Source organism: Melaminivora sp. (assembly GCF_032059615.1).
In the GTDB taxonomy this organism is placed as follows: Bacteria; Pseudomonadota; Gammaproteobacteria; order Burkholderiales; family Burkholderiaceae_C; genus Melaminivora.
On sequence record NZ_DAMCAM010000010.1, the window covers coordinates 1 to 26,857 of the forward strand.

The 26,857-nt window shown below is 63.8% G+C and carries 23 protein-coding genes and 1 pseudogene; 21 read left to right on the top strand and 3 right to left on the bottom strand.

The genetic code is table 11. The features are described 5' to 3' along the window. Together RT051_RS03535 and RT051_RS03540 are read right to left on the bottom strand one after the other, a co-directional pair. A pseudogene (locus RT051_RS03535) lies at positions 1-361 on the bottom strand (ABC transporter); the annotation flags it as partial. 51 nt (positions 362-412) lie between these two features. Then, positions 413-1,528: a PHB depolymerase family esterase gene (locus RT051_RS03540; RefSeq protein WP_313071844.1), complete on the bottom strand. Its 1,116-nt coding sequence runs from the start codon at positions 1,526-1,528 to the stop codon at positions 413-415. 356 nt (positions 1,529-1,884) lie between these two features. Between RT051_RS03540 and tviB the strand changes: the two genes are divergently transcribed. From tviB to RT051_RS03635, 19 genes are all read left to right on the top strand, one after another. Next, complete coding sequence (gene tviB / locus RT051_RS03545) at positions 1,885-3,162, top strand: Vi polysaccharide biosynthesis UDP-N-acetylglucosamine C-6 dehydrogenase TviB (RefSeq protein ID WP_313071847.1); 1,278 nt, start codon at positions 1,885-1,887, stop codon at positions 3,160-3,162. Positions 3,163-3,267: 105 nt separating this feature from the next. Continuing rightward, positions 3,268-4,443 (top strand): NAD-dependent epimerase/dehydratase family protein, encoded by a 1,176-nt coding sequence (locus RT051_RS03550; RefSeq protein ID WP_313071851.1) that lies wholly within the window; start codon positions 3,268-3,270, stop codon positions 4,441-4,443. 116 nt (positions 4,444-4,559) lie between these two features. Then, the gene (vioA, locus tag RT051_RS03555) at positions 4,560-5,609 is read left to right on the top strand and encodes a dTDP-4-amino-4,6-dideoxy-D-glucose aminotransferase VioA (RefSeq protein WP_313072020.1); all 1,050 of its coding nucleotides are present in this window, start codon (positions 4,560-4,562) and stop codon (positions 5,607-5,609) included. A gap of 3 nt (positions 5,610-5,612) precedes the next feature. Continuing rightward, positions 5,613-6,818: a hypothetical protein gene (locus RT051_RS03560; RefSeq protein WP_313071853.1), complete on the top strand. Its 1,206-nt coding sequence runs from the start codon at positions 5,613-5,615 to the stop codon at positions 6,816-6,818. Beyond that, positions 6,805-7,218, top strand: coding sequence for a GNAT family N-acetyltransferase (locus RT051_RS03565; protein WP_313071854.1), 414 nt, complete (start codon positions 6,805-6,807; stop codon positions 7,216-7,218). Before RT051_RS03560 ends, RT051_RS03565 begins: the two co-directional genes overlap by 14 nt. A 2-nt stretch (positions 7,219-7,220) precedes the next feature. Beyond that, complete coding sequence (locus tag RT051_RS03570; RefSeq protein WP_313071855.1) at positions 7,221-8,732, top strand: oligosaccharide flippase family protein; 1,512 nt, start codon at positions 7,221-7,223, stop codon at positions 8,730-8,732. A 4-nt stretch (positions 8,733-8,736) separates the two neighbouring features. Next, a complete protein-coding gene (locus tag RT051_RS03575; RefSeq protein ID WP_313071858.1) occupies positions 8,737-9,675 on the top strand; it encodes a glycosyltransferase in 939 nt (312 codons plus the stop codon). Further along, positions 9,669-10,880, top strand: a complete 1,212-nt coding sequence (locus RT051_RS03580; RefSeq protein WP_313071862.1) for a hypothetical protein — start codon at positions 9,669-9,671, stop codon at positions 10,878-10,880. The genes RT051_RS03575 and RT051_RS03580 overlap by 7 nt, the downstream gene beginning before the upstream one ends. Positions 10,881-11,015: 135 nt before the next feature. Continuing rightward, positions 11,016-12,098, top strand: coding sequence for a glycosyltransferase family 4 protein (locus RT051_RS03585; RefSeq protein ID WP_313071865.1), 1,083 nt, complete (start codon positions 11,016-11,018; stop codon positions 12,096-12,098). 2 nt (positions 12,099-12,100) lie between these two features. Further along, the gene (gene asnB / locus RT051_RS03590; RefSeq protein WP_313071868.1) at positions 12,101-14,071 is read left to right on the top strand and encodes an asparagine synthase (glutamine-hydrolyzing); all 1,971 of its coding nucleotides are present in this window, start codon (positions 12,101-12,103) and stop codon (positions 14,069-14,071) included. A gap of 56 nt (positions 14,072-14,127) precedes the next feature. After that, positions 14,128-14,328: a type II toxin-antitoxin system VapB family antitoxin gene (locus RT051_RS03595; RefSeq protein WP_313071872.1), complete on the top strand. Its 201-nt coding sequence runs from the start codon at positions 14,128-14,130 to the stop codon at positions 14,326-14,328. Then, a complete protein-coding gene (locus RT051_RS03600; RefSeq protein ID WP_313071874.1) occupies positions 14,328-14,708 on the top strand; it encodes a PIN domain-containing protein in 381 nt (126 codons plus the stop codon). The genes RT051_RS03595 and RT051_RS03600 overlap by 1 nt, the downstream gene beginning before the upstream one ends. Then, the gene (locus tag RT051_RS03605) at positions 14,689-15,843 is read left to right on the top strand and encodes a glycosyltransferase family 4 protein (protein WP_313071877.1); all 1,155 of its coding nucleotides are present in this window, start codon (positions 14,689-14,691) and stop codon (positions 15,841-15,843) included. Before RT051_RS03600 ends, RT051_RS03605 begins: the two co-directional genes overlap by 20 nt. Continuing rightward, a complete protein-coding gene (locus RT051_RS03610) occupies positions 15,840-16,475 on the top strand; it encodes a sugar transferase (protein WP_313071879.1) in 636 nt (211 codons plus the stop codon). Before RT051_RS03605 ends, RT051_RS03610 begins: the two co-directional genes overlap by 4 nt. A 51-nt stretch (positions 16,476-16,526) precedes the next feature. Beyond that, positions 16,527-17,183 carry an acetyltransferase gene (locus tag RT051_RS03615; RefSeq protein WP_313071882.1) on the top strand — a complete coding sequence of 219 codons (657 nt, stop codon included), beginning with the start codon at positions 16,527-16,529 and terminating at the stop codon, positions 17,181-17,183. Positions 17,184-17,222: 39 nt separating this feature from the next. Continuing rightward, the gene (locus RT051_RS03620) at positions 17,223-18,434 is read left to right on the top strand and encodes a DegT/DnrJ/EryC1/StrS aminotransferase family protein (RefSeq protein WP_313071884.1); all 1,212 of its coding nucleotides are present in this window, start codon (positions 17,223-17,225) and stop codon (positions 18,432-18,434) included. 107 nt (positions 18,435-18,541) lie between these two features. Then, the gene (locus RT051_RS03625) at positions 18,542-18,919 is read left to right on the top strand and encodes a VanZ family protein (RefSeq protein WP_313071887.1); all 378 of its coding nucleotides are present in this window, start codon (positions 18,542-18,544) and stop codon (positions 18,917-18,919) included. A 103-nt stretch (positions 18,920-19,022) separates the two neighbouring features. Beyond that, the gene (locus RT051_RS03630; protein ID WP_313071890.1) at positions 19,023-19,595 is read left to right on the top strand and encodes a hypothetical protein; all 573 of its coding nucleotides are present in this window, start codon (positions 19,023-19,025) and stop codon (positions 19,593-19,595) included. Positions 19,596-19,772: 177 nt separating this feature from the next. Beyond that, complete coding sequence (locus RT051_RS03635; RefSeq protein WP_313071892.1) at positions 19,773-21,191, top strand: O-antigen ligase family protein; 1,419 nt, start codon at positions 19,773-19,775, stop codon at positions 21,189-21,191. Here the strand turns inward: RT051_RS03635 and RT051_RS03640 are convergent. Next, complete coding sequence (locus tag RT051_RS03640) at positions 21,181-23,175, bottom strand: nucleoside-diphosphate sugar epimerase/dehydratase (protein WP_313071895.1); 1,995 nt, start codon at positions 23,173-23,175, stop codon at positions 21,181-21,183. The two genes, RT051_RS03635 and RT051_RS03640, sit on opposite strands and share 11 nt — an antisense overlap. A 186-nt stretch (positions 23,176-23,361) precedes the next feature. On the opposite strand from RT051_RS03640, the gene RT051_RS03645 reads away from it, so the two are divergent. Then, positions 23,362-24,309: a polysaccharide biosynthesis/export family protein gene (locus tag RT051_RS03645; RefSeq protein WP_313071899.1), complete on the top strand. Its 948-nt coding sequence runs from the start codon at positions 23,362-23,364 to the stop codon at positions 24,307-24,309. A 108-nt stretch (positions 24,310-24,417) separates the two neighbouring features. After that, on the top strand, positions 24,418-26,844 hold the full coding sequence (locus RT051_RS03650; protein WP_313071902.1) for a polysaccharide biosynthesis tyrosine autokinase: 2,427 nt from the start codon (positions 24,418-24,420) through the stop codon (positions 26,842-26,844). Positions 26,845-26,857 lie beyond the last annotated feature (13 nt).

Below are 26,857 nucleotides of genomic sequence, written 5' to 3' on the forward strand. Positions count from 1 at the left end.
GCAGGTCGGCGGTGACGCGCTCGCCCAGCCAGCTCATGGCGTAGTAGCGCCCGGCGGAGAACACGCCCACGGCCACCGCCACGCCGAACAGCAGCGCGAAGTGCGCGCGCAGTGCCCCGGCGTCGCCGCCGCCAGGCAGGCCCTGGTCGATCAGCTGGCGCAGCGCCAGCGGAAAGGCCAGCGTGGACAGCGCCGCCAGCAGCAGCAGCGCCAGCGCGGCGGCGATGGGCCAGCGGTAGGGCCGCAGGAAGGGCAGCAGCGCACGCAGGGCGCGCGGCTGGCCGCGCGTGCCGGGCGCGGCAGCAGTGGGGGTGGGGGTGGAGACGGGCGCGCCCGGCGGGCGGGTTGACGTGTGGGCCATGCAGGTGCGGACGTTACCGGCAAAAACACAAGCCCGCGCGCCCGGGCGGCTTCAGTGCCCCGGCGGCTGCCGGTGCGACAGAAAGAAGCGCAGCATCTCCGCGCTCGCATCCACCCCGCCGGCCGTGAAGCTGCCGGCCGCGCTGCCCCCCGACCAGGCATGACCGGCCCCGTGCAGCTGCCAGTATTCGACCGGGGCGCCGCCGCCACTTGCGGCCACGATGGTGCGCGTGAAGCGCTGGCCGCCCGGGGCGCGGCCCTCGGTGGTCTGCGCCGGGTGGCCGCCGGGCGCGGCTCCCGCCACGGCCGCGCCGTTGGCGGGGTGAACGGTGGAGTCCGCGTCGCCATGCAAAACGATGAGCGGGCGCGGCGCCGGCGCGCCCGCCCCGGCCGCGGGCGCCGCGCCGCTGCGCATGGCGGCCAGGGCCGATGGCAGGTCGGTGGCCGCGCCGGCCACCAGGCCGGAATGCACGCCCACGGCGGCAAACAGTTCGGGGTAGGCCCGCCCCAGGATGTCGGCCATGGCCCCACCCGCCGACAGCCCGGCGACATAGACGCGCGCCGGGTCGGCGCCGTACTCGGCCAGGATCTTTTGCGTCAGGCTGGCCAGCAGCGCCGGCTCGCCACGGCCGCGCTGCTGGTGCTGCGGCTTGAACCAGTTCCAGCACCGCTGCGGGTTGGCGTGCGGGTTCTGCTCGGGGTAGAGCACCAGCATGCCCGCCTCGCGCGCCAGCGCGTTCATGCGCGTGCCGGCGGCAAAATCGTCCGCATCCTGGGTGCAGCCGTGCAGCATCAGGACCAGCGGGCGCGGCCCGGCCTGCCCCGGCTGGCCGGGCGGTACATACAGCCGGTAGGCGAGCTGGCGGCCCTGGTGGGAATAGCTGGCGCGCAGCCATTGCTCGGCGCCCGACGAGGGCGCGGGCTCGGCTGGGGCGGCGTCGGCCGGCGCCTGCCCTGCAGGTTGCCGAGGTTCGTCGATCACGCGGGACTCGACGTCCAGGACCCGGCCCGCGCCGGGGCGCTGCGGCGGCGGCGCGGAGCGGCCGGGCGCCGGGGCGCCCTCGCCGCCGCGCAGGGCGCGCTGTATCAGCTCGGTGGCCGCCATCAGGTTGCCGCCCTGCGTCAGGCGCGCAGCCTCGCCGAGCATGTCGTGGAAGGGATGGTTCATGGATGGTTTCTTGCAGCGCCTGATGCGCCAGTTCTGGAAGGAGATCGGGGGGCAGGGAGGGCCCCCGGCAACCCGCTGCGCCGAAGCGCGGACTTGCCATGTTCCCGTGGCGGGCCGCCCCCGGATGAGGTCGGCCGTCGCCAGGTGCTGTAGTCCCGGCGCCCTCATCATGGGGCACGCAAGGCCCCGGCGCAGCGCCGCGCGCCTTCGTCCCTTCATGGTGCCCCGATACCCTTTCCCTACGCCCAACCCCTGGTTTTTATGTAAGCAAAAACCACTATCATCCGCCGGTCATTCCCGATGGGCAGCCCTCGCCCCCTGCCCGCCCCTCAAAAAACACGCCCCCTTCAGCACCCATGACCCTCGACCAGGCGCACATCGCCATCATCGGCCTGGGCTATGTCGGCCTGCCCCTGGCCGTCGAGTTCGGCCAGCACCGCCCCGTGCTGGGCTTCGACATCAACCCGCGGCGCATCGCCGAGCTGCAGGCCGGCCAGGACCACACGCTGGAATGCACGCCCGAGCAGCTGCAGGCCGCCCGGCACTTGCGCTACAGCTGCGACACGCAGGAGCTGAAAGACTGCCAGGTCTTCATCGTCACCGTGCCCACGCCCGTGGACGGCGCCAACCGGCCGGACCTGACACCCCTGGTCAAGGCCAGCCAGACCGTGGGCGCGGCACTGAAACCCGGCGACGTGGTCATCTATGAATCCACCGTCTTCCCCGGCGCGACCGAGGAAGTGTGCGTGCCCGAGCTGGAACGCGCGAGCGGCCTCACGTTCAACCAGGACTTCTACTGCGGCTACAGCCCCGAGCGCATCAACCCCGGCGACAAGGAACACCGCCTGCCCACCATCAAGAAGGTGACCAGCGGCAGCACCCCCGAGGTGGCCGACGCGGTGGATGCGCTCTACGCGCAGATCATCACTGCCGGCACGCACAAGGCCAGCAGCATCAAGGTCGCCGAGGCCGCCAAGGTCATCGAGAACACCCAGCGCGACATCAACATCGCGCTGATGAACGAGCTGAGCCTGATCTTTGCCCGCTTAGGCATCGACACGCTGGAGGTGCTGCACGCCGCCGGCACCAAGTGGAACTTTCTGCCCTTCCGCCCCGGGCTGGTGGGCGGGCACTGCATCGGCGTGGACCCGTACTACCTGACCCACAAGGCGCAGGAAGTGGGCTACCACCCCGAAGTCATCCTGGCCGGCCGGCGCGTGAACGACAACATGGCCTGCCACGTGGCCGACGAAACCATCAAATGCATGCTGCGCAAGGGCCTGCCCGTGCTGCACAGCAAGGTGCTGGTGCTGGGCCTCACGTTCAAGGAAAACTGCCCCGACCTGCGCAACACCAAGGTGGTGGACATCGTGCGGGCGCTGCAGCGCTACAACGCCCAGGTGGACGTGTACGACCCCTGGATCGACGTGCAGGAGGCGCAGCAGGAATACGGCCTGCAGTGCCTGCCCGACATGCCCGCCCCCGGGCAGTACGCCGCCATCGTGCTGGCCGTGGGCCACCAGCAGTTCGTGGCGCTGGGCGCAGAAGGCATCAAGGCGCTGGGCCGCAGCGGCGCCGTGCTGTTCGACGTGAAATCCATCCTGCCCCTGGGCGCCGCCGACCTACGCCTGTAGGCAGGCCTGTCACCGGCGCACGGCGGGCTAACCGCCGGGCGCCGTCGCCAATGTGAATCAAATCGCCCTCTAGCCCTTGCTGGACAAGCGCCGGCAGCTACCAAAATGCAAGCAAACTCCGCCCCCGAAGCACCCCTGCCGCCCGCCTACCAGGCCGTGCAAAACCAGCTCAAGGCCCAGCCGCGCACCTGGCTGGTCACCGGCGTGGCCGGCTTCATCGGCAGCAACCTGCTGGAAACCCTGCTGCAGCTGGACCAGCGCGTCGTGGGACTGGACAACTTCGCCACCGGCCACCAGCGCAACCTGGACGAGGTGCAGACCCTGGTCACCCCCGCGCAGTGGGCGCGGTTCCACTTCATCGAAGGCGACATCCGCAACCTGGACGACTGCCGCCGCGCCCTGGTCTTCCCTGCCTCCCCGTCCCCTCACCCTCTCCCCCTGGGAGAGGGCCGGGGTGAGGGCCCGCCCGCCGAACCAACCCCCGTCGACTACGTCCTGCACCAAGCCGCCCTCGGCAGCGTCCCGCGCAGCATTGAAGACCCCATCACCACCAACGCCGCCAACATCACCGGTTTTCTGAACATGCTGGTGGCTGCGCGCGACGCGCAGGTCAAGAGCTTCACCTACGCCGCCAGCAGCAGCACCTACGGCGACCACCCCGGCCTGCCCAAGGTCGAGGACACCATCGGCAAGCCGCTGAGCCCCTACGCCGTCACCAAGTACGTCAACGAGCTGTATGCCGACGTGTTAGCCCGCTGCTACGGCTTCAACACCATCGGGCTGCGCTACTTCAACGTCTTCGGCCCGCGCCAGGACCCCAACGGCGCCTACGCCGCCGTCATCCCCAAATGGACGGCCGCCCTCATCCAGGGGCAAGACGTCTTCATCAATGGCGATGGCGAAACCAGCCGCGACTTCTGCTACGTAGCCAACGCCGTGCAGGCCAACCTGCTGGCCGCCGCCACGCAAGACGCCGAGGCGCGCAACCAGGTCTACAACGTGGCCGTCTCCGGGCGCACCACCCTCAACAGCCTGTTTGCCGCACTGCAGACCGCCCTGGCCACCCAGGGCGTGCACTACGCCAAAGCCCCCGTGTATCGCGACTTTCGCGCCGGCGATGTGCGCCACAGCCAGGCCGACATCGGCAAGGCCCAGCGCCTGCTGGGCTACGCGCCAGGGTTTGACCTGCATGCTGGCATCGCGCAAGCCATGCCTTGGTACATCAAAACGCTGGATGCCAAGCAACCAACAGCCCATCCTGAAACCGCAAAATTTCTATGACAAAAATGCCTCTATCGCTTGTCGCAACTGGGCAGGAAGCTATTGAAAAAGTAGCGGCAGATACAACCCCGCCCATCTACGTCACCCAGCCCGCCTTGCCCCCGCTGCAAGAGTTCATGCCGTACCTGGAAAAAATCTGGGCCAACAAAATCCTGACGAACGGTGGCCCGTTTCACCAGCAGCTGGAAAAAGCGCTGTGCGACTACCTGGGCGTGCAGCACCTGGCGCTGTTTTCCAACGGCACGCTGGGTTTGGTCACCGCCCTGCAGGCGTTGCGCGTGACCGGCGAAGTCATCACAACGCCCTACTCATTCGTGGCCACCGCCCACTCGCTGCTGTGGAACGGCATCAAGCCTGTGTTTGTGGACGTGCACCCCGACACGCTCAACTTGGACCCTGCCCGCATCGAGGCCGCCATCACCCCGCAAACCACGGCCATCATGCCAGTGCACTGCTATGGCCACCCGTGTGACGTGCAGGCCATCCAGAAGATTGCCGATAACTACAACCTCAAGGTCATCTACGACGCCGCCCACGCCTTTGGCGTGCAAGACGCGGGCGGCAGTGTGCTGCGCCATGGCGACCTGTCAGTGCTGAGCTTTCATGCCACCAAGGTCTTCAACACCTTCGAAGGCGGCGCCATCATCTGCCCCGATGCCAAGACCAAGCAACGCATCGACCACCTGAAGAACTTCGGCTTTGTCGATGAAACCACCGTGGTGGCCCCCGGCATCAACGGCAAGATGAGCGAAGTCAACGCCGCCTTTGGCATGCTGCAGCTGCAGCATGTGGACGGGGCAATGGCCAAGCGCCAAAGCATCGCCGCCGCCTACCGCGACGCGCTGCAGGGCGTGCCCGGCATTCGATGCCTGCAAAGTGCCGGCGAACAAGTGGCCAATTACTCGTACTTCCCCATTCTGGTCGAAGCCGATTACCCGCTGAGCCGCGACGCGCTGTACCAAAAGCTCAAAGACAACAACATCTTTGCCCGCCGGTATTTCTATCCGCTGATCACGGATTTTCCGATGTACCGGGGCATGCCATCGGCGCACCGCGAAAACCTGCCGGTGGCCACGGCTGCGGCGCAGAAGGTGCTTTGCTTGCCTATTTATCCGGCACTGACCCTGCAAGAACTTCAACGCATTACGCAATTGATCACTGAATAAAAAATGACTAAGAAAATTCTTTTTCTGGGCGCAGCCCCTACCCAGATGCCGCCGCTTCGCTATGCACGAGAGCAAGGTCATCACGTCATCACCTGCGACTATCTGCCAGAAAACCCCGGCCATGCACTGGCCCACGAGTCTTACAACGTCAGCACCACAGATAAAGATGCTGTGCTGGACTTGGCTCTACGCCTGAAAATCGATGCCATCGTTGCTTATGCATCAGACCCTGCTGCGCCAACCGCTGCTTACGTGGCAGAAAAAATGGGGTTACCCGGAAACCCCTATCAATCCGTTTTGACGCTGGCCCGCAAAGACTTATTTAGAGCATTTTTGAAAGAGCATGATTTTAACGTTCCTCGCTCGCAGTCTTTTTACGACCGCGAAAAAGCCCGCGCTTGGTTAGCTGAAATTGGAGTGCCCGCCTACATTAAGCCCGTGGACTCATCTGGCAGCAAAGGGGTCACCCGCTTGGCTGATCCCGCCAAATTTGACGAGGCTTTCGACCATGCGTTGACCTATTCACGCGAAAAAATGATCGTGGTCGAAGCACAAATAGTTCGTGCCCGCTACCAAGTAGCAGGTGATGGCTTTGTGGTGGACGGTCAACTGGTATTCCGATGCTGGGCCGACGAGCACTTCGACAAACTCTGTAACGGCTTGGTGCCCATTGGGCAGACCTTCCCCACCTCACATCCTGCGGCATGGCTGGAAATTGCCCATGCGGAAAGTCAGCGTTTGCTCACGCTGCTGGGCATGCAAACCGGTGCTTTGAACTTCGATTTTGTTTTTACCGAAGACGGCGATTTTTACTTTCTGGAGCTTGGCCCACGCAATGGCGGATGCCTTATTCCCGAAGTCATCTACTATGCGACCGATATTGACCTTATCAAATACACCGTTGATGCTGCCTTAGGTCTTAACTGCAGTGACCTCGCCATGAAACCCGCACGGGGCTACTGGTCGAGCTACATGGTCCATTCACTCGAAACGGGTACATTCAAAGAGCTATGGCTCTCAGACCGCATCAAGCCGAAAATCATCGAGCAAGACCTTTGGGTCAAACCCGGAGACAAGGTGGAAAAGTATTTAGGCTCAAACCACACCTTGGGTACCATGATTCTGAAGTATGAATCCATGGACGAGATGCTGGAGATGGTGGATAACATGGAAAACGATATTCGAGTGATTTGCAATGAATCTTCCTAAGAAAATTGTTGACCTTATTCATGGAGAGCAAGTTCGACAAAATGGAAATTTTGTTCCTGAGGGTGAGGGGTATTTGGAAAAGCTTGCGGATAAGGCCGAACTTTTATCTCACGATTCACTTGGGCAATGCTTAGGCTTTGTATTTTTTTATTGCAACGATCCCGCTAAATATTCGAGCTATATAACCTTGCTTATGGTCGCCCAGGCTTCAAGAAAATCAGGCATAGGTGCTGCACTCGTGCGATATGTGCTCACGTTGACCGCGCAGCGAGGTTTCAAGGTCTGCCGCCTGGAAGTTCGAAAAGAGAACGCAGCAGCAATAAAGCTCTACGAAACCATGGGTTTTTGCCAGCTTGAAGACCGGGGCGATAAATATTTAATGGAAGCTCAGGCGAGTTAATTTTGTCTCTCAAGAAAAACATCCTCGCCAGCTACGCCACCCAGATTTATGTCACGCTGGTAGGCATCCTCATCCTGCCCCTGTATTTGAAATACATGGGCGCAGAGGCTTATGGGTTGGTGGGTTTTTTCACCATGCTGCAGGCCTGGTTCAACCTGCTGGACATGGGGCTCACGCCCACCGTGGCGCGTGAGACGGCGCGCTTCCATGGCGGCGCGACCGATGCGTTGAGCTACCGACGCCTACTGCGCGCACTGCAACTCATCTTCTTTGCCTTTGCCTTGCTGGGCGGCGGCGCCATATTCGTGTTTTCGGGCGTGATTGCCGACCGCTGGCTCAACGTACAGACCTTGCCGCTGGCGCAGGTGCAATTGGCACTGCAGCTCATGGCCGTGGGTGTGGCACTGCGCTGGATGTCGGGCCTATATCGGGGCTGCATCTCGGGCTCGGAGCGTCTGGTCTGGCTCGGCGGGTTCAATGCATTTGTGGCAACGCTGCGCTTTGTCGGTGTATTGCCCGTATTGATCTGGATTGGCCATTCACCGACCGTATTCTTCACATATCAGCTATTGGTCGCAGTGGTGGAGCTGGCAGGATTGGCAACCAAGTCTTATCGGCTCTTTCCGGTCGTGCCCGGGGGGCAGTTGCTGGGCTGGTCGCCGGCCACGCTCTTCGCTCCCATCAAGCCGGTGCTCAAGTTCTCACTGAGCATCGCCTTTACCTCGTCCGTCTGGGCGCTGGTGACGCAGACTGACAAGCTGGTGTTGTCCAAAATCCTGCCACTGGCCGATTACGGCTACTTCACCGTCGCCGTGCTGGCGGCCAGCGGCATCATGCTTGTCAGCGGCCCTGTCAGCAGCGCACTTATGCCGCGCATGGCACGCCTGCAGGCCGACAGCCAACACGACGCCTTGATTGCGGTGTACCGCCAAGCCACGCAACTCGTCACCGTAACGGCCATACCCGCAGCACTGGTGTTGATTTTCTTTGCCCCCCAAGTGCTCTGGGCCTGGACAGGTGATGCCGCCTTGGTACAAGGTGCCGCACCCGCCTTACGCTTGTATGCCATCGGGTATGCCCTTCTAGCTGTAGGCGCGTTTCCTTATTACCTCCAATATGCCAAAGGCAATCTCCGCCTGCACCTGATTGGCAATGCATTATTTGCACTGCTGTTAATTCCGTCCGTTATCTGGGCAGCCACGCACAACGGCATGACCGGCGCTGGGTGGGCGTGGCTGGTTTCCAACGCCATTTATTTCTTTCTCTGGACGCCTCTGGTGCATCGCCGATTTGCGCCTGCGGTGCATATTGCTTGGCTATGGACCGATATTTTCCGACCCGCCTGTTTTCCAATGGTTGTTGCTGCGGTGGTCGCGTACCTTATGCCCTGGAGTGCTAGCCGGATCGGCTTGGCGCTGGAACTGGTAGCGGCTGGCGCCCTTTTGCTGCTGCTAGCGTATCCGCTAGCAGGGCGTATTCAAGTTTTCAATCGAGGAGTTCGTTTTGCCAGGTGAAGGGATGATAGCTGAGGAAGCGCTGCCTAAGTTGGGAGAAAAACCACCGAAGGTGTCTGTTTGTGTGGTTACTTATAACCAAGAAAAGTACATTACCCAGTGTCTACAAAGCATTGTTGACCAACAAACGGATTTCGAATTTGAAATCATTGTTGGCGACGATTGCTCCACCGACGGAACCAAAAAAATAATCCAACGGTTCGCAAAAGAATACCCTAATTTAATAAGACCGATTTTCAATTCAGAAAATTTAGGTGCTTTTCAAAATTACTTTTCCGTTCACCGTGCTGCCCGCGGGACATATGTCGCCCATGTGGACGGTGACGATTGGACGCGTCCTGAAAAGCTTCAGATTCAAAGCGATTATTTGGATGCACATGGCCAAGCCTCTTTGGCAGCTCATAGGATGCGAGTATGGGAAAAAGAAATGGAAGTGCGCTCCACGGCCGTTAACCCAGGCGTAATAAGTATTGATTATCTTCTGCGCCGACACCCGATATTTATGAATTCTTCAATAATGTATCGCCGTCTTCTCTTCCTTGACCTTTTTGAGAAAGGAAAGCCGATGATAGACTACTATCTTTATATCTACGCAGCCACCAAAGGCGCTATTGGCTTCTTAAACGACATACTGGGCGATTACAGATCCAACATAGGGATATCAAGCAAAAGAGATTTGATGCCATATATTCAAGAAGCAATAGATCTAGCAGAATGTGAGTTTGGAAATTCTCAAGCTGTTCGAAGAGCGCGTGCGAAAGCTTATCTTTCCTATGCAGTTGCAAATTTGCTTCAGGGAAACAATGCAAAATTTTATGAGCTTAACAAAGCGGCTTCAAGTGCAGATTTTTGGTGGATGCGCCCCAGGATTATTAGATTATTTGGCACCAATCCCCAAGCACTAAAGCGCATGGTGCATATGTATAAAAAGGCGAAATGGTGATTATGGTTAAGCAGCCACTAGCATCAAGCCTCTCGTGCTTCGTATTTTGCTCATTCCTGATATTTGGCCCTAAGATTGGCTATGCAGACTTGTCGTTGCTTGTACCAACTTTGGTGTTTTTATTGCTAGGTTTTTCAAGTCACCATCCAGCGCGTGTCGATGGTGATTTGTTGAAAATTGGCGGCTTTGTTTTTCTTCTGTTGACATATCAGTTGGTTATCCAGTCATTCACTGCTCAATTTGATGTTGAATCCTCACTGCGATTGGCGCGAGCCGGGGTGACCTGCTTACTGCTGGCATCCGCGATTGGCTCAAGGGTATTCTCTTCCGACGCTATCGTTGGCTCGACTTATTGCGCTTTGGCTGTCAATTCAACGTTGATAATTTTCGCTGCGTTGTTTGAGCCGATAAATATGTTGATGTCAGAGATAAGTGGGAACGATCGGATTCGACACCTCCGCGCTTCGGGGCTTCTCTCGGGTTTTGACATGGCCGGGTTGATTGCGCTGATCGGGCTTCTAATGACGATATGCGACGTCCCAAGAATTCCCTCTCGCCTGACGCGGGGCGTGATGATGACACTATTTGTCGTGAGCATCTACTTTACCTCGCGAGTTACGATGGCTATCGCTGCCGTTATAATCTCGATATATATATTGCGCCTTGCTTTATCTAGAAAAGTTGGAATTCTCAGCAAGATCCCTATGGTTGCGTCGTTTGTTGCGATTGGATTGTATGTATTGTATGACGCCCTGCTTCCTCTCTTGGAGGTTACCTTCAATCTTGGATTTTTTGATGTTTCGGATTCTGATCGACTAGATATATTAAGCAGACATGCTCAACAGGATGAAACGAGATTTCTTTGGTCTGATATGATATTCTTTCCCGATAATTTGACGGAAATCGTTTTTGGAACCGGCGCGGAGCAAGTGTTTAGTGATGTTGGATATGTAAAGGATGTTTATAGATATGGAATAATTGGGGTGATTTTTTCAATATTCATCTACGTGAAAATTTATTCTAAAGGACGTCAATACGTTAAAAAAAAATCGGAAAATAATTTCGCCGGCCTACTGTTAATAATATATGTGTTAATTTTTTCTTTGACTTGGAAGAATAATTATTTCTTTACCAGGAATATATTTCCACTAGTTCTCTTGCTGGGCTTCTCTCGGAAGATGGTAAGCTCTTTCGGCAAAACATAAAAAGTTGTTAAGCGTTATTTTCCGACATTTAATCGTTGGATCATGAGTTCGCTGATGCCGTTTGATTTTTCGTCCAACTTCGCCAATTTGTGAGGCACCACAAATTATTATTGATTAATTGTGGCGAAGCTATTTATGCAAAAAATTCGTGTTTTGCTCCTCTGTAGATATGGCGGCCTGGGCGCATCGTCGCGGCTAAGGACTTTACAATACGGACCATGGCTAGCGCGTGAAGGAATCGATATTGAAATAAGACCGCTGTTTTCCAGCGAAATGCTGTTTGCGAAGTATAAAAATCGCAGGTATTCGCTATCTTCACTGCTCTGTGCATATGCGTCCAGATTACATATACTCTTGACAAAGGGAAGCTTTGATCTTTTGTGGATAGAGAAGGAAGCGCTACCTTGGTGGCCGCGCTGGGTCGAATCGGCTTTGCTGGCCGGTGTGCCCTACGTGCTGGACTACGACGACGCGGTTTTTCACAACTACGACCGGCATTGGTTGGCAGCGGTGCGGTTCACGTACGGGAGGCGGCTGGATGGCCTGATGGCGAGGGCGGCGCTGGTCGTTGGTGGCAATGACTATCTAGTCCAGCGCGCACGCGACGCTGAGGCGCCGTGGGCCGAAGTGCTGCCCACTGTGATCGATCTCGATCGTTACCCTGCGCCAGCGGTCGAGTCGGTGCGGGCTGCGGAACGCTTGGCGCGCATTGTCTGGATTGGATCGCCCAGCACCGTGCACTATCTGCGGTTGCTGCAGGAGCCCTTGCAGCGGCTTGCACAGCGCGTGCCTTTTGTGTTGCGTGTAATTGGTGGAGACTTTGCGCTACCCGGGGTGCAGGTGGAGTGCCTGCCCTGGTCGGGAGATACTGAGGTGGCGTATATCACCGCCGCGGATGTGGGTGTCATGCCATTGCTGGATTCGCCGTGGGAGCGCGGCAAATGCGGCTACAAGCTGATTCAGTACATGGCTTGTGGATTGCCGGTGGTGGCGTCTGATGTAGGCGTTAATCCGGAGATCGTTCGTCACAAAGAAAACGGGTATCTGGCAAGCACCCCGGACGATTGGGTGGCTGCATTGGAAGCACTGTTGCAGTCCCCGTCACTGCGCGCGCAGTTGGGTGCACAGGGGCGACGCCGTGTTGAAGAGGCGTATTGCATTCAAAAAACGGGACCCTTGATGGCACAGTTGCTGCGCACCGCCGCAGGAAAGATATAAAAATGTGCGGATTTGCTGGTTTCTTCGGCAGCGCTTGGCCTGCCGATGCGGCGCCTGTGCACCTCAAGCCCATGACGGATGCCATTGCCCACCGTGGCCCCGACTCCGCAGGACAGTGGCTAGATGCTGACGCGGCTATTGCTCTAGGACACCGGCGCCTGTCCATCGTCGAGCTGTCTGCCGCCGGCGCACAGCCCATGCAGGCAGCCTCGGGCCGTTATGTGCTGGCCTTCAACGGCGAGGTCTACAACCACCTGGATTTGCGCGCCGAGCTGGAGCAGGCTGGGCGAGCCCCCGCATGGCGTGGGCATTCCGACACCGAGACGCTGCTGGCCGGCTTTGACGCCTGGGGCATTCGCTCCACGGCCCTGCGCGCGGTGGGCATGTTTGCCTTTGCCGTGTGGTGCCGGCAAACCCGCACGCTCACCCTGGCGCGCGATCGCTTGGGAGAAAAGCCGCTGTACTACGGCTGGCAGGGCCAAGGCAGGGACAGCTGCTTTCTGTTCGGCTCCGATCTGGCGGCCCTCAAGGCACACCCGGCCTTCGCGGCGGACATCAACCGCGATGCATTGGCGCTGTACATGCGCCACAACGCGATTGCGGCGCCGCACTCCATCTACCAGGGCATTCACAAGCTGGCGCCGGGCTGCTTGCTGACCGTATCCCTGGCCGCGCGCGAGCCAAAAATAGAGCCTTATTGGTCGCTGGCCCAGGTGGCGCAACGAGGGGTTGCTACCCCTTTTGCTGGCACGGACGCCGAGGCGGTGGATGCGCTGGAGGCATTGCTCAAGGACGCAGTGCGCCAGCAGATGGTGGCCGACGTGCCCCTGGGCGCTTTCCTGTCGGGCGGCATTGATTCGTCCACCGTGGTGGCGCTGATGCAGGCGCAGAGTTCGCGCCCGGTCAAGACCTTCACCATTGGCTTTGATGAAGCCGGCTACAACGAGGCCGTGCACGCCAAGGCCGTGGCGCAGCACCTGGGCACGGACCATACCGAGCTGTACGTCAGCCCCCGCCAGGCGCTGGAGGTGATTCCCCGGCTGCCGGCGCTGTACAGCGAGCCTTTTGCTGACTCGTCGCAGATTCCCACGTTTCTGGTCAGCCAGCTGGCTCGCCAGCAGGTGACGGTGTCCCTGTCGGGCGATGCGGGAGATGAATTGTTCGGCGGTTACAACCGCTATGTACTCACGCGCAGCCTGTGGCACCGCCTCGGGCGCCTGCCCTTGCCGCTGCGCAGGGCCGCCGCCGCAGGCATTGGCAGGCTGTCGCCCACGGCCTGGAGCGCCCTGCTGCAGCCGGCGCAGCGTTTTCTGCCGGCGTCGCTGCGACAGGCCAACCTGGGCGACAAGCTGCACAAGGGCGCGGGTGTGCTGGGCGCGCGCACGGTGGATGAGTTGTATCTGGGCCTGGTCACCCACTGGCAGCCTGAGGCAGTCGTGCTGGGCGCGCAGGAGCCTTTGACGCCGCTTCGCGGCAACTCGCCGCCCCTGGCGGGGCTGGATGCGGTTCAGCGCATGATGGCGCTGGACACCCTCACCTACCTGCCCGACGACATTCTGGTGAAGGTGGACCGCGCCGCCATGGGCGTGTCGCTGGAGACGCGCGTACCCTTTTTGGACCACCGCGTGGTGGAGTTTGCCTGGCAGCTGCCGCAGCATTTGAAGCTGCGCGGTGGCGTGGGCAAATGGGCGCTGCGCGAGGTGCTGTACCGCCACGTGCCCAAGGCGCTGATCGAACGCCCCAAGATGGGCTTTGGCGTGCCCATCGACAGCTGGCTGCGCGGCCCGCTGCGCGACTGGGCAGAGGATTTGCTAGGCGAATCGCGCCTGCGGAATGAGGGCTTCTTCAACCCTGCGCCCATTCGCCAGAAGTGGGCCGAGCATTTGAGCGGTCAGCGCAACTGGCAGCACCATTTGTGGGATGTATTGATGTTTCAGGCGTGGTTGCAGGAGCAGCGAGAACCAAAAGTCTAATTTGATGCTCTATTTCATACAATTTCGCATCAATTTTGATTCTCCCGGAGGTAGAAATGAGAACCACAGTCACGATAGATGATGTGTTGTATGAGGAAGCACTGGAACTCGCCGACCGAGATATGGACAAGGCCGATCTGTTCCGCGAGGCTGTCAAGACGTTCGTGCGCGTTCAGGCTGCCAAGCGTTTGGCGGCGCTGGGCGGCAGCGCCCCAGACATGGCGGACATTGCGCGCCGCCGACCGGAAGAGCCTTGATGACGGTAGTGTTGGTGGACACCTCGGTTTGGGTGAGCCACTTCAGGTATGCCAACGCGGCGCTGATGGAACTGCTGATGCGCGACCGAGTAGCGACGCACCCACTCGTGGCGGGAGAGATCGCCTGCGGCACACCGCCCGAGCGCCAGCGGACGCTGGCCAATTTGCAACGCTTGCAGCAGGCGCAGCAGGCCACCACGCATGAGGTGATGGCGTTTATCGACCGCGAGCAGCTGTTCGGGCACGGGTGCGGATGGATCGACCTTGCCCTGTTGGCTTCCACCCTGCTGACGCCCGCCGTACGGCTGTGGACCCTGGACCGGCGATTGGGCGCATTGGCAGCACGTTTTGGCGTCGTGTATGAGCCCCCTGTCGGCTGAAAACGGCTGCGCGCCCCGCATGATTTATCTGGTGATCGCCGGCTACGCTCCTTCCCTGGTGGGTTTCCGCGGCCCTTTGATTGCTGCCTTGCAGGCCCATGGTGTCAAGGTGCATGTGGCAGCACCGGGGTTGGCTACAGACGATGCGCTGCGCATACGGCTGGAAAGACAGGGCTTGGTGGCACACAATCTGCCGCTGGAGCGCACGGGCACCAGTCCACTGGCCGATTTGCGCGCCCTTTGGGCTTTGCTGCGGCTGATGGGCCATGTCCGGCCGCACGCTGTGCTGGCCTATACCATCAAGCCGGTCATCTATGGCTCTCTGGCGGCGTGGCTGACTGGCGTACCTCGGCGGTTTGCGCTCATCACGGGGCTGGGCTATTCGTTCCAGCAGCAAGGCCGGGGCGGGCGCTTGCAGGCACTGGTGCAGCGGCTGTATGCCCTTGCCCTGCGGCGAGTGGACTGTGTGTTTTTTCAGAACCCGGATGACGAGGCGCTGTTCCGCCAGCGGCGCTTGGTGCAGCCCTGTGGCCGTACTTGTGTGGTCAATGGCTCGGGGGTGGACATGGCGCAGTTTGCGGTGGTGCCGCAGTCATCGGCCCCCTGCTTTCTGCTGATCGCCCGGCTGCTGGGCGACAAGGGGGTTCGTGAATATGCGCAGGCGGCACAGCGCGTGCGGGCGCAGCATCCTGACGTGCGTTGCCTTCTGGTGGGCTGGATCGACACCAACCCTGACGCCATCGCGCAACATGAGCTGGATGCCTGGGTGGCCAACGGCACGCTGGAGTTTCTCGGCCGCCTGTCGGACGTGCGCCCGGCCATCGCGGAATGCAGCGTGTATGTGCTGCCCAGCTACCGGGAAGGCACGCCGCGCACCGTGCTGGAGGCCATGGCCATGGGCCGCGCTGTCATCACCACGGACGCACCCGGGTGCCGCGAGACGGTGGTGGATGGCGACAATGGCTTCTTGGTACCGGTGCAGTCGGTTGATGCACTGGAGCAGGCAATGCTGCGGTTTTTAGATGACCCAGCGCTGGCCGGGCGGATGGGCCGGCGCTCGCGGCAAGTCGCCGAGGAGAAGTACGACGTGCATAAGGTCAATGCGGTGATGTTGCGGGAGATGGGAATTTCGTGAGTTACGCCACATTTTTCAAACGCCTGTTCGACGTACTGGCCTCAGCCACCGGGCTGCTGCTGCTGTCACCCGCCCTGCTGGTGCTCATGGTGCTTGTGCGCCGCAAGCTGGGCCGCCCGGCCTTCTTCCGTCAGGTGCGCCCCGGCCTGCACAGCAGGCCTTTCGAGATGGTCAAGTTCCGCACCATGACCGATGCGCGCGGCCCAAACGGGCAGTTGCTGCCCGACGCCGAGCGCCTGACGCCCTTCGGCCGCTTTCTGCGCGCCAGCAGCCTGGACGAGCTGCCCGAGCTGTGGAACGTGCTCAAGGGCGACATGAGCCTGGTAGGCCCGCGCCCGCTGCTGATGGAGTATTTGCCGCTGTACTCGCCCGAGCAGGCGCGGCGCCACGAGGTGCGCCCTGGCGTGACGGGCTGGGCGCAGGTCAACGGGCGCAACGCCATCGGGTGGGACGAGAAGTTCCGCCTGGACGTGTGGTACGTGGAGAACCAGTCTCTGTGGCTGGACCTGCGCATCCTGTGGCTGACGGTGAAGAAGGTGCTGCTGCGCGACGGCATCAGCGCGGCGGGGGAGGCGACCATGGGGCGGTTTACCGGCAGCCAGACAAAAAACATTACTCAAAAGCAGCTCTAGCCCATATACGACGAGGGCAGGCAGCTATCTTTTTAGAAGCAGAAGGAATCCATGCACACCGATGACCTGTACGCCGTCTACGGCGCCAGTGGCTACGGCCGTGAAGTAATGCCGCTAGCGCGCCAGCAACTGGCGCAAGCGGGCGTGCCGGCCGAGCGCCTGGTGTTTGTGGACGACGCACCCGAAGCGCCCCTGGTCAACGGCCAGCGGGTGATGACCTATGCGCAGCTTCTTGCCGAGCCGGCAGCCCGCCGCCATGTGGTGCTGGCCATTGCTAACGGCACCGTGCGCGAAAGTCTGGCCAAGCGCTGTGCACGTGACGGCGTACAGACCTGGACAGTGTCTGCTTCCAACGTAGTACGCATGGACGAGGTGCAATTGGGCGAAGGCGCGGTACTCAGCCCCTTCGTCACGCTGACCAGCAACATCCGCATTGGCCGGCACTTCCACGCCAATCTGTACAGCTATGTGGCGCACGACTGCGTGGTAGGCGACTTCGTTACTTTCGCGCCGGGCGTGCAGTGCAACGGCAATGTGGTGATTGAGGACCATGCTTACATCGGTACTGGCGCCGTGCTCAAGCAGGGCCGGCCGGGTCAGCCGCTGGTGATCGGCCGCGGCGCAGTGGTGGGCATGGGCGCAGTGGTGACCAAGAGCGTGCCCGCCGGGGTGACAGTCGTAGGCAACCCGGCGAGGGCGATGGCTTGACGTGTTTTCTTGACACATCCTTTTTTGCAGTTCTTTTTCATGCTCAACACTTCTTTTTCTCCCTGGCCTGCTTTTACTGATGAAGAGGCTGCCGCCGTACAAGGCGTGCTGCTGTCCAACAAGGTCAACTACTGGACCGGCACCGAATGCCGCGAGTTCGAGGCTGAGTTTGCCGCCTGGGCCGGCACGCGCCATGCGGTGGCGCTGGCCAACGGCACGCTGGCGCTGGACGTGGCGCTGAAGGCCCTGGGCATTGGCCCGGGCGACGAGGTGGTGGTGACGCCGCGCACCTTTTTGGCGTCGGCCTCGTGCGTGGTAACGGCCGGGGCCACGCCGGTGTTTGCCGACGTGGACCCGGGCAGCGGCAACCTGACGGCCGAGACCATCGCCGCCGTGCTCACGCCGCGCACGCGCGCCGTCATCGTGGTGCACCTGGCGGGTTGGCCGTGCGACATGGGGCCCATCATGGCGCTGGCCGAGGCGCACGGCCTGAAGGTGATCGAGGACTGCGCCCAGGCGCACGGTGCACGCTACCAAGGCCGCAGCGTGGGCAGCATCGGGCACGTAGGCGCCTGGAGCTTTTGTCAGGACAAGATCATGACCACCGGGGGTGAGGGCGGCATGGTGACCACCAATGATGAGTCGCTGTGGCGCGCCATGTGGGCCTACAAGGACCATGGCAAGAGCTACGCCGCGGTGTACGAGCGCGAGCACCCGCCGGGCTTTCGCTGGCTGTGCGATTCGTTCGGCACCAATTGGCGCATGCTGGAGATGCAGGCCGCCATCGGCCGCATCCAGCTGCGGCGCATGGCCGACTGGTCGGCCCGGCGCGCGGCGCATGCGCAGGTCTTGCGCGACGCGCTGGCGCCGTTTGCCGGGCCGGGCGGCGCGCTGCGCCTGCCCGACGTGCCCGAGGGCAGCGAGCACGCCCACTACAAGTTTTATGCCTATGTGCGGCCCGAGCGGCTGGCGTCGGGCTGGGGGCGCGACCGCATCATCCACGAGGTGAACGCGCTGGGCGTGCCGTGCTTTCAGGGCAGCTGCTCCGAGGTGTACCTGGAGCGCGCGTTCGACGGCACGCCCTGGCGCCCGGCACGGCGCCTGCCGGTGGCGCGCGAGCTGGGCGACACCAGCCTGATGCTGCTGGTGCACCCGACGCTGACGGACGAAGAAATCGCCCGGACGGGTCAGGCGCTGGCGCAGGTGCTGGCGCAGGCGCAGGCCCAGGCAGCCGCATGCAGCACGGCCTGACCCGCCGGCCCGGCCGGGCGCCGGCCGGCCTTGCGCGGCCCCAACCGCTCCATTCGCCCCGCCCTGCCCGCACGCGGCCGCGCGGCCTGTGGTGGAAGACGCTTTTTGTGCTGGCGCTGCTCGTCACCCTGGTGCTGTTGCTCACGCCGGGCGATGCGCTGCTGGCGGTCAAGGTGTGGGTGGCGTCCTGGCTGCCCTACGCGCGCGAGATCGAGCAGGCCAGCTGGACGGACCATGGCGACAAGGCGGTGCATTTTTCGCTGTTCACTGTGCTGGGTGCCCTGGCCAGCTGGATCTGGGGCGGCACGCCCCGGCTGGCTTGGGTGCTGCTGGGGCTGGCCGGGCTGGGCATGGCAACCGAGGGGCTGCAGCACTTCATCCCCGGGCGCGGGGCCAGCCTGGGCGACCTGACGGCCGACTGGCTGGGTCTGGCGCTGGGCTGGGGTTTGCTCGGCGTGCTGGCCCGCAAAAGGGGGCCAAACTAGAAGAAGTGCCGCGTGGACGGGTGGCTATACTCGCGGCCAATTGCATGCGCGTTTTGCGCATGCGTTTTTTTACCGGGCCACCCATTAACCAGAGGAGAAGTCTATGAAGAAATTGGCGTTATTGGCGCTGGGCGTGGGGACGGCGTTTGCCGCCAGCGCCCAGGGCACCGTGGGTACGGTGCAGGATGTGAAAGGCTCCATCACGGTAGCCAGCCAGAAGGCCGTCAAGCGCGCCACCAGCGGCATGGCGGTGGCTGATGGCGCGTCCATCCTGGTGGCCAGCGACGGCGCCGGCACCCTGGTGCTGAACAACGGTTGCGTGGTCGCCTTGAAGGGCAGCCAGCACGTGACCGTGAACGCGGCGCTCAAGTGCACTGAGCAGCAGGCTTCGGTCAAGGACCTGTTCCAGGCCTACAAGGTGGCGCAGGCCCCGGTGGGCGGCGGTCTGGTCGCGCCCGGCGGCGCTGCTGGCTCCGCTGGCGCCGCCGCTGGTGCCGGCGCTGCTGGTGCCGGCGCTGCTGGTGCCGGCGCCGCTGGTGCGGGTTTGGCCGCCGGTGGTGGGATGATCGCCGGCGTCACTGCGGGCACCCTTGCAGCTGTTGGGGCAGTCGCTGCCGTTACCGTGGCCGCAGTGGCCGCCAACGAGAGCGAAACCAAACCCATCTCGGGCCAGTAAGCGCTAAGCGCTGCAGCCCGCCCGGGGCGCGCCTGTGCGCACCGGGCGGGCTTTCTTTTGTCTGGACCCAGGGGGTTTTGCTTGACTGCTCGTTCGCACTCGCGTTCACGTTCACGTTCAGCACGTTCGCGCCCGCCCTCGGTGGCGGGGTGGGGAGGCTGGCTGATTTTCTTGCTGATGGGCGCCCTGCTCTTTCTGGCGCCGCTGGTGCGCGGGGGCAACCGGGCGGTGGCCATGGCCGGGCTGCTGGCCCTGGCGCTGGTGGTGCTGGCGGCGCTGGCCGCCTTGGCCTTGCAGGGGCGGCGGGGGGCGGGCGCCGCGCCGGCGCTGGCGGATGGACTGGCGCCCGTGACCCGCTGGCAGTGGTTGGCGCTGGCGGTGCTGGTTGCCAGCCCCCTGTGGCTGGGCGTGCTGCAGCTGGTGCCCATCAGCGCGGCATGGTGGGGCTCGCTGGCGGGGCGGCAAGCGTATCTGGATGCGCTGCCCGCCCTGGGCCTGGCGGTACCGGGGGCGCTGCCGCTGTCGCTCAACCCGGCAGCCACCTGGGCCTCGGTCTGGGTGGGGGTGCCGATGGTGGCGGCCTTGCTGGCCGCGCTGCGGCTGCCGCGCGTGCTGCTGGACCGGCTGCTGCTGGTGCTGCTAGGCGCGGGGCTGATGCAGGTGCTGCTGGGGGTGGCGCAGTTCGCCAGCGGCCCTCGGTCGGCGCTTTACTTTGGCCTGCCCGGTTCGGGTTTCATCGGCAGTTTTGCCAACCGCAACCACCTGGCGGACTTTCTGGCCATGCTGCTGCCGGTGTGGCTGTATGTGTGGATGAAGCGCCAGCAACGCGGGAGCGAGCGCCACCACGGCGACGGGCGGCTGGCCGCCGTGGCGCGCGGGCCGGGCATGCTGCTGCTGGGCTTCAGCTTCGTGGTGGTGCTGCTGTCCACCCAGTCGCGCGGGGGCGTTTTGGCGGCTGCGCTGGTGCTGCTGCTGTGTGGGCTGCTCTACTTTTTTACGCTGCGCGGCCAGCTCAAGGCCTGGCAGCAGTGGCTGCTGGGCGGGGCGCTGGTGGCGTTCGTGGCGCTTGCGGCGGCGTCGGTGGACTTGCAGGCCATCCTCTCGCGCGTCGAGGCGCAGCGTCTGCAGGAGGACGCCGACCTGCGCCGCACCCTGGCGCAGGCCACCTGGACAGCCGCGGGCGCCTTCTGGCCCTGGGGCAGCGGGCTGGGCACGTTCGAGTCGGTCTTTCCGCGGTTTGCGCCGGCAGTCGCGCTGCAGGGTTTCGTCAACCACGCGCACAACGACTATGCCCAGCTGGCCATGGAGGCGGGCGCGGCCGGGGTGCTGCTGGCGCTGCTGGTGCTGGCGTTGGTGCTGTGGCAGCTGGTGGCCTTGGTGCGGGCCGCCCGCCGGGCGCTGCGCCTGACGGGCGAGCTGGCACTGCGTGTGTTCGCCGGCCTGGGGTGCCTGGCGCTACTGCTGCACAGCTGGGTGGAATACAACCTGCACATTCCGGCGCTGGCGATCACGGCCAGCTTCTTGCTGGGGGTGTTCTTGCGGCCGCTGCCGGCGGGCGGCGCGCCGGCGGGGGCGGCGCCGCGCGTCAGGCGCTGAGCAGTTCGGCGCCCGCGCCCTCCCGCGCCGCCAGCGCGGCCTGGCGGGCGCGGTGGGCGTGGTCCACCAGGTCGCCTCCGGGGCGGTAGCCCTCGACCAGCTGCAGGAGCGATGCGCGCACCAGGGCGTGCGAATGGGTCTGCATCTGCTGCTCCAGCAGCCTGAGGGCGGGCTCCAGCTCGCCCCAGGGCAAAAAGCGTTCGCTGGCTTTCAGGATGCGCGGGTGGCCGGTGGGGCTGGTGTTGTCGTCGATTAGCAGCTCTTCGTAGAGCTTTTCGCCGGGGCGCAGGCCGGTGATCTGGATGTCGATAGTGCCCCAGGGCGCTTCGGCGCTGCGCACGCGCTGGCCCGTCAGCTCCACCATGCGGCAGGCCAGGTCATGGATGCGCACGCTCTCGCCCATGTCGAGCACGAACACATCGCCCCCCTGCGCCATGGCCCCGGCCTGCACCACCAGCTGCGCCGCCTCGGGGATGGTCATGAAGTAGCGCGTGATGTCCGGGTGCGTGAGGGTGATGGGCCCGCCCGCCTCGATCTGGCGGCGAAACAGCGGCACCACCGAGCCCGACGAGCCCAGCACGTTGCCAAAGCGCACCATGGTGAAGCAGGTGCGCGGGCCCTGCCCGGCGGCGGCCAGGGCCTGCAGCACCATCTCGGCCAGGCGCTTGCTGGCGCCCATGACGTTGGTCGGGCGCACGGCCTTGTCGGTGCTGACCAGCACGAAGTGCCCCACCCCGTGCCGCGCGGCGGCGCGCGCGCAGGTCAGCGTGCCCCAGACGTTGTTGCGCAGGCCGTCGGCCACGTTGAACTCCACCAGTGGCACATGCTTGTAGGCCGCGGCGTGGTAGAGGATGTGCGGCTGCCACGCCGAGAGGATTTCATCGACCCGGGGGGCGTCCTGCACCGAGCCGAGCAGGGGCACGACCTCGGTGGTGGGCGCGCCCTCGGCGGCCAGCCGGTCGGCCTGGGCCTGCAGCTCGCGGTGGATCTCGTACAGAGCGTATTCGCTGGACTCCAGCAGCAGCAGCCGGGCGGGCCGCCACTGCAGCACCTGCCGGCACAGCTCGCTGCCGATGGAGCCGCCCGCGCCCGTCACCAGCACGGTCTTGCCGCCCAGGTGGCCGGCCATCAGGGCGTGGTCGGGCTGCACCGGGTCGCGGCCCAGCAGGTCTTCGATGTCGAGCTCCTGCAGGTCGCCCACGCTTACGCCGCGGCTGACCAGGTCGGCCAGGCCCGGCAGTGTGCGCACGTGCACGGGCAGCGGGCGCAGCTGCTCGACGATTTGCTTGCGCCGTGCCGTGGTGGCCGACGGGATGGCCAGCAGCACTTGGCGCACGCGGTGCCTGTCCACCAGCGGGGCCAGGTCGTCAGGGCCGTGCACGGGGATGCCGTCGAGCCTGCGGCCCTGCAGCGCCGGGTTGTCGTCGATGTAGGCCACCAGGCGCTGGTCGCCAATGCGCAGCACGCCCGCCGCCAGCTGCCGCCCGGCGGCGCCGGCGCCATAGACCATGACGCCGGGCGCGCGCGACTTGCGCAGCAGCTCGCGGTACAGGTCGCCCAGCCACAGGCGCACGCCCACGCGGCTCAGGCCCAGGGCGATGAACATCAAAAGGGGTTGCAGGATGCCCACCGAGCGCGGCACGCCCGGCACGCCGACGATGGTGAACACCAGCATGTACAGCAGGCCATAGGTGGCGGTGGCCTGGCCCAGCGCCAGCATGGCGTTCCAGCCGGCGTAGCGGAAGACGGCCGCATACAGCCCGAAATGCACGAACACTGGCAGCCCCAGCAGCACCGCGCCGCCCACGGCCCAGGGGTGGATGAGCGACAAGGGCAGCCATTCCTCCAGCCGCAGGCACCAGGCCAGCCAGACGGTGAGGGCGCACAGGGCGGTGTCCACCGCGACGGCCAGCAGGCGTTTGCCCATGCGGGGCAGGTGCAGCAGGCCCTGGGCCACCGAGGTGCGCGACACAGGCCGCATCATTTACCTTTTCCAATGAAAACGAATATGCCGATTGACAAAAAGAAAATACAACGGCAGAGAAACATTTTTGGCGGCCGATTCTACCGACCAGGGTCACAGGTTTTTCAGGCAATGCGGTGGGCGTGCGCTCCTACAATACCCGCCGGCATTGGCGCCTTGGCAATTTTTTTTGATGGATACGGTTCCATGCGATTCCCAGACCTGAACCAGCGCGCGAATGCGTGCCACCCCCGGCTCCACGCCTGGCGCAGGCGCGCTGCCGCCCTGGCGGGCGTGGCGTGCGCCGCCTGGGTGCTGTGGGCCACGCCTGCCGCTGCCATGGCGCAGCAGCCCCTGGGCCCGCAGCCCGGCACGGCGGCCGTGGCCGCCCAGCCCGGCACCGAGGGCGTGCAGGCCCTGCCCACCACCCTGCCGGGCGGCGGCACGCCTGGCGTGGCGGGCACGGCGGCGGCGCAGCCCCTGCCCACGGGGGGCTATGCCGCCCCTGCCCGCGCCGGCGCGGCGCCGGCTGCCCCCGGCGGCCGCCTGCAGCCGGCCCCCGCCACCATCGATGCCGACTACAAGATCGGCCCCAACGACCTGCTGGAGGTGGACGTCTTCGGCGTCACCGAACTCAAGCGCACGGTGCGCGTCAATTCCACGGGCCACATCTCCATGCCCCTGATCGGCCTGGTGCAGGTGGCGGGCCTGACCCCCTCCGACGCCGAGGCGCTGATCGCCCTGCAGTACAGCAAGAACTATCTGCAGGACCCGCAGGTGTCCATCTTCATCAAGGAATTCACCACGCAGCGCATCACGGTCGATGGCGCGGTGGTGCGCCCGGGCATCTACCCGCTGGTCGGGCAGATCACCCTGCTGCGCGCGCTGGCCATGGCCGGTGGCGGCGGGCAGCTGGCCAAGCTCGACGAGGTCATGCTGTTTCGCGTGACGCCCGAGGGCGACAGCCAGACGGAAAAGCACGACGTGATGAAGATCCGCGCGGGCGAGGCGCCCGACCCGACGCTGCGCGGCGACGACGTGGTGGTGGTCAACCGCGACAGCCAGCGCACGGCGCTGCGCGACTCGCTGTTCCGCGACATCATCGACACGATCAACCCCTTCTCGGCCTCGTACCGCAACGCGGTGGCGCCCTGAGCGCGCAGTGCCGGCCGCCTTCCTGCCCCTTCCTTTCTTTCCTGTTCTTCGCCTTCGACCCGGTGCCCTGCGGGCGCCGCGCCGGGGCCTTTTGACCGCTGACTTTTCATGTCCAACGACCAACTGCCGCCCCATCGCTACCTGCCGCCGCCCAGCAATGGCGGCCAGCCGCCCAACTATGCCCTGGGCGCCACGGCGCAGTACCAGCTGGGCCAGGCCATGCAGCTGCCGCAGCAGCAGGCCGCGCAGGAGGACGATGACGACGTCATCGACCTCAAGGACCTGTGGCGCATGGTCGTCAAGCACAAGTGGCTGCTGGTGTCCATGACCATCGCGGGTTTGCTGGCGGCGCTGCTGGTGAGCTTCATCCGCACGCCGCTGTACCAGGCGGTGACCACGCTGCAGGTGGACAAGCGCGCGGCGTCGGTGGTCAAGTTCGGGCAGGAGATGGATGCCCGCTCGGAGGTGGACGACCGCACGGCCATGGGCACGCAGCTGCAGCTGCTCAACAGCCGGGTGCTGGCCGAGCGGGTGATCGACGAATTGCGGCTGGACCGCGTGGGCTCGCCGTTCGCGGGCAAGGGCCGGCAGTCGGCCCTGGACGGGGCCGGTGACGGACAGGCAGGGGACGGGGACGAACACCCCGACTTGGCCGAGGCCGAGGCGCCGCCCGAGGGTCTGCAGCTGTGGCTGGGCCGCATCAAGGACAGCTGGACCAAGCTGCGCGAGCCGGCGCTGGCCGACGCGCAGAAGGTGGACCGCGAGGACGTGGTCAAGGCCTTCGGCAGGGCGGTCAAGTCCGAGGAGGTGCGCAACTCGCGCATGCTGAAAATCTCGGTGGACAACGCCGACCCGCAGCTGGCCGCGCGCATCGCCAACACCATGGCGCAGTCGTTCATCGCGCTGAACCTTGAGCGGCGCATGGAGGCATCGTCGTACGCCAAGACCTTCCTGGAGCAGCAGCTGGCGCAGACCAAGGCGAAGCTGGAAGAGTCCGAGCGGCGCCTGAACCAGTACGCGCGCGCACGCAACATCCTGACGCTGGACGAGAAAACCAACGTGGTGAACCAGACGTTCACCGAGTTTTCCACCGCGCTGGGCAAGGCCGAGCAGGAGCGCATCAAGTTCGAGTCGGAGTTCCAGGCCATCCAGACGGCGCCCGATACGTCCCGCCAGGTGCTGGAGAACCGCACCATCCAGGAATACAAGACCCAGCGCGCCAAGCTGGACGCGGAGTACCAGCAGAACGCCAAGATCTACAAAGACGACTTCCCGCGCATGGTGCAGATGCGCGCGCAGATCAAGGATCTGGACGACAAGATACGCACCGAGGTGACGAGCATCCTGCGCTCGGTGGAGAACCAGCTGGCCATGGCGCGCAAGCAGGAATCGCTGATCCAGGCGCGGCTGGCGCAGACGCGCGCCGAGATCGTGCAGGGCCAGGACCAGCGCGTGGACTACAACCTGCTCAAGCGCGAGGTGGACACCAACCGCGAGCTGTATGACGGCCTGCTGCAGCAGGTCAAGGAAGTGGGCGTGGCCGGCGGCGTGGAGACCAACAACATCCAAGTGGTGGACAAGGCCGAGACGCCGCTCTTCCCCTACAAGCCCAACATTGCGCTGAACGCGGCCATCGGCCTGCTGGCGGGCATGGTGCTGGGGCTGGGGCTGGTGTTCCTGATGGAGTCGCTGGACGATTCGATCAAGTTCGCCGACGAGGTCGAGAAGACCCTGGGCGTGCCGCTCTTGGGGGTGATCCCGAAGATCAAGGAAAAGACCAACCTGGCGAGCATCGGCCTGCTGACGCACACCGACCCGCGGGGGCACCTGGCCGAGGCGTACCGCTCGGTGCGCACGGCGCTGCAGTTTTCCACCGCCGAGGGCGCGCCGCGCCGCCTGGTGCTGACCAGCACGACCAAGAATGAGGGCAAATCGACCACGGCGCTGGCGCTGGCCATCAACTTTGCACAGCTGGGCGGGCGCGTGGCACTGGTGGACTCGGACATGCGCAACCCCACGGTGCACAAGCTGCTGGGCCTGCCGAACACGCACGGACTGTCGAGCTACCTGGCGGGGCACGAGGCCGACGACGCGCTGCTGCGCGACGTGGACATCCCCAACCTGTCGGTCATCACCGCCGGGCCCATTCCGCCCAGCCCCGTGGACCTGCTGATGGGCCCGCGCCTGGGCCAGCTGATGGACCGGCTGCACGACGAGGGCTACGAGTACATCATCATCGACGGCCCGCCGGTGCTGGGCCTGGCCGACGCCATCGTGCTGGGCAACCAGGTGCCGTCGATGCTGTACGTGGCGCAGGCCAGCCACACGCGCAAGAGCCATATGCGCGATGCCTTCCGGCGCCTGCGCATGGCGGGCATCGTGCCGCGCGGCGTGGTGCTGACCAAGACCACGGCGCAGAACACGGCTTACTACACCTACGAGAGCTACTACGGCTACGGGGCCGACCCGGCCGGGCCGGCGCCTGCGGCGCCCGCGCCCGCCGGCCGCTCGGAGCCGGCGCTGCAGCACGGCTGAAACCGGCACAGGG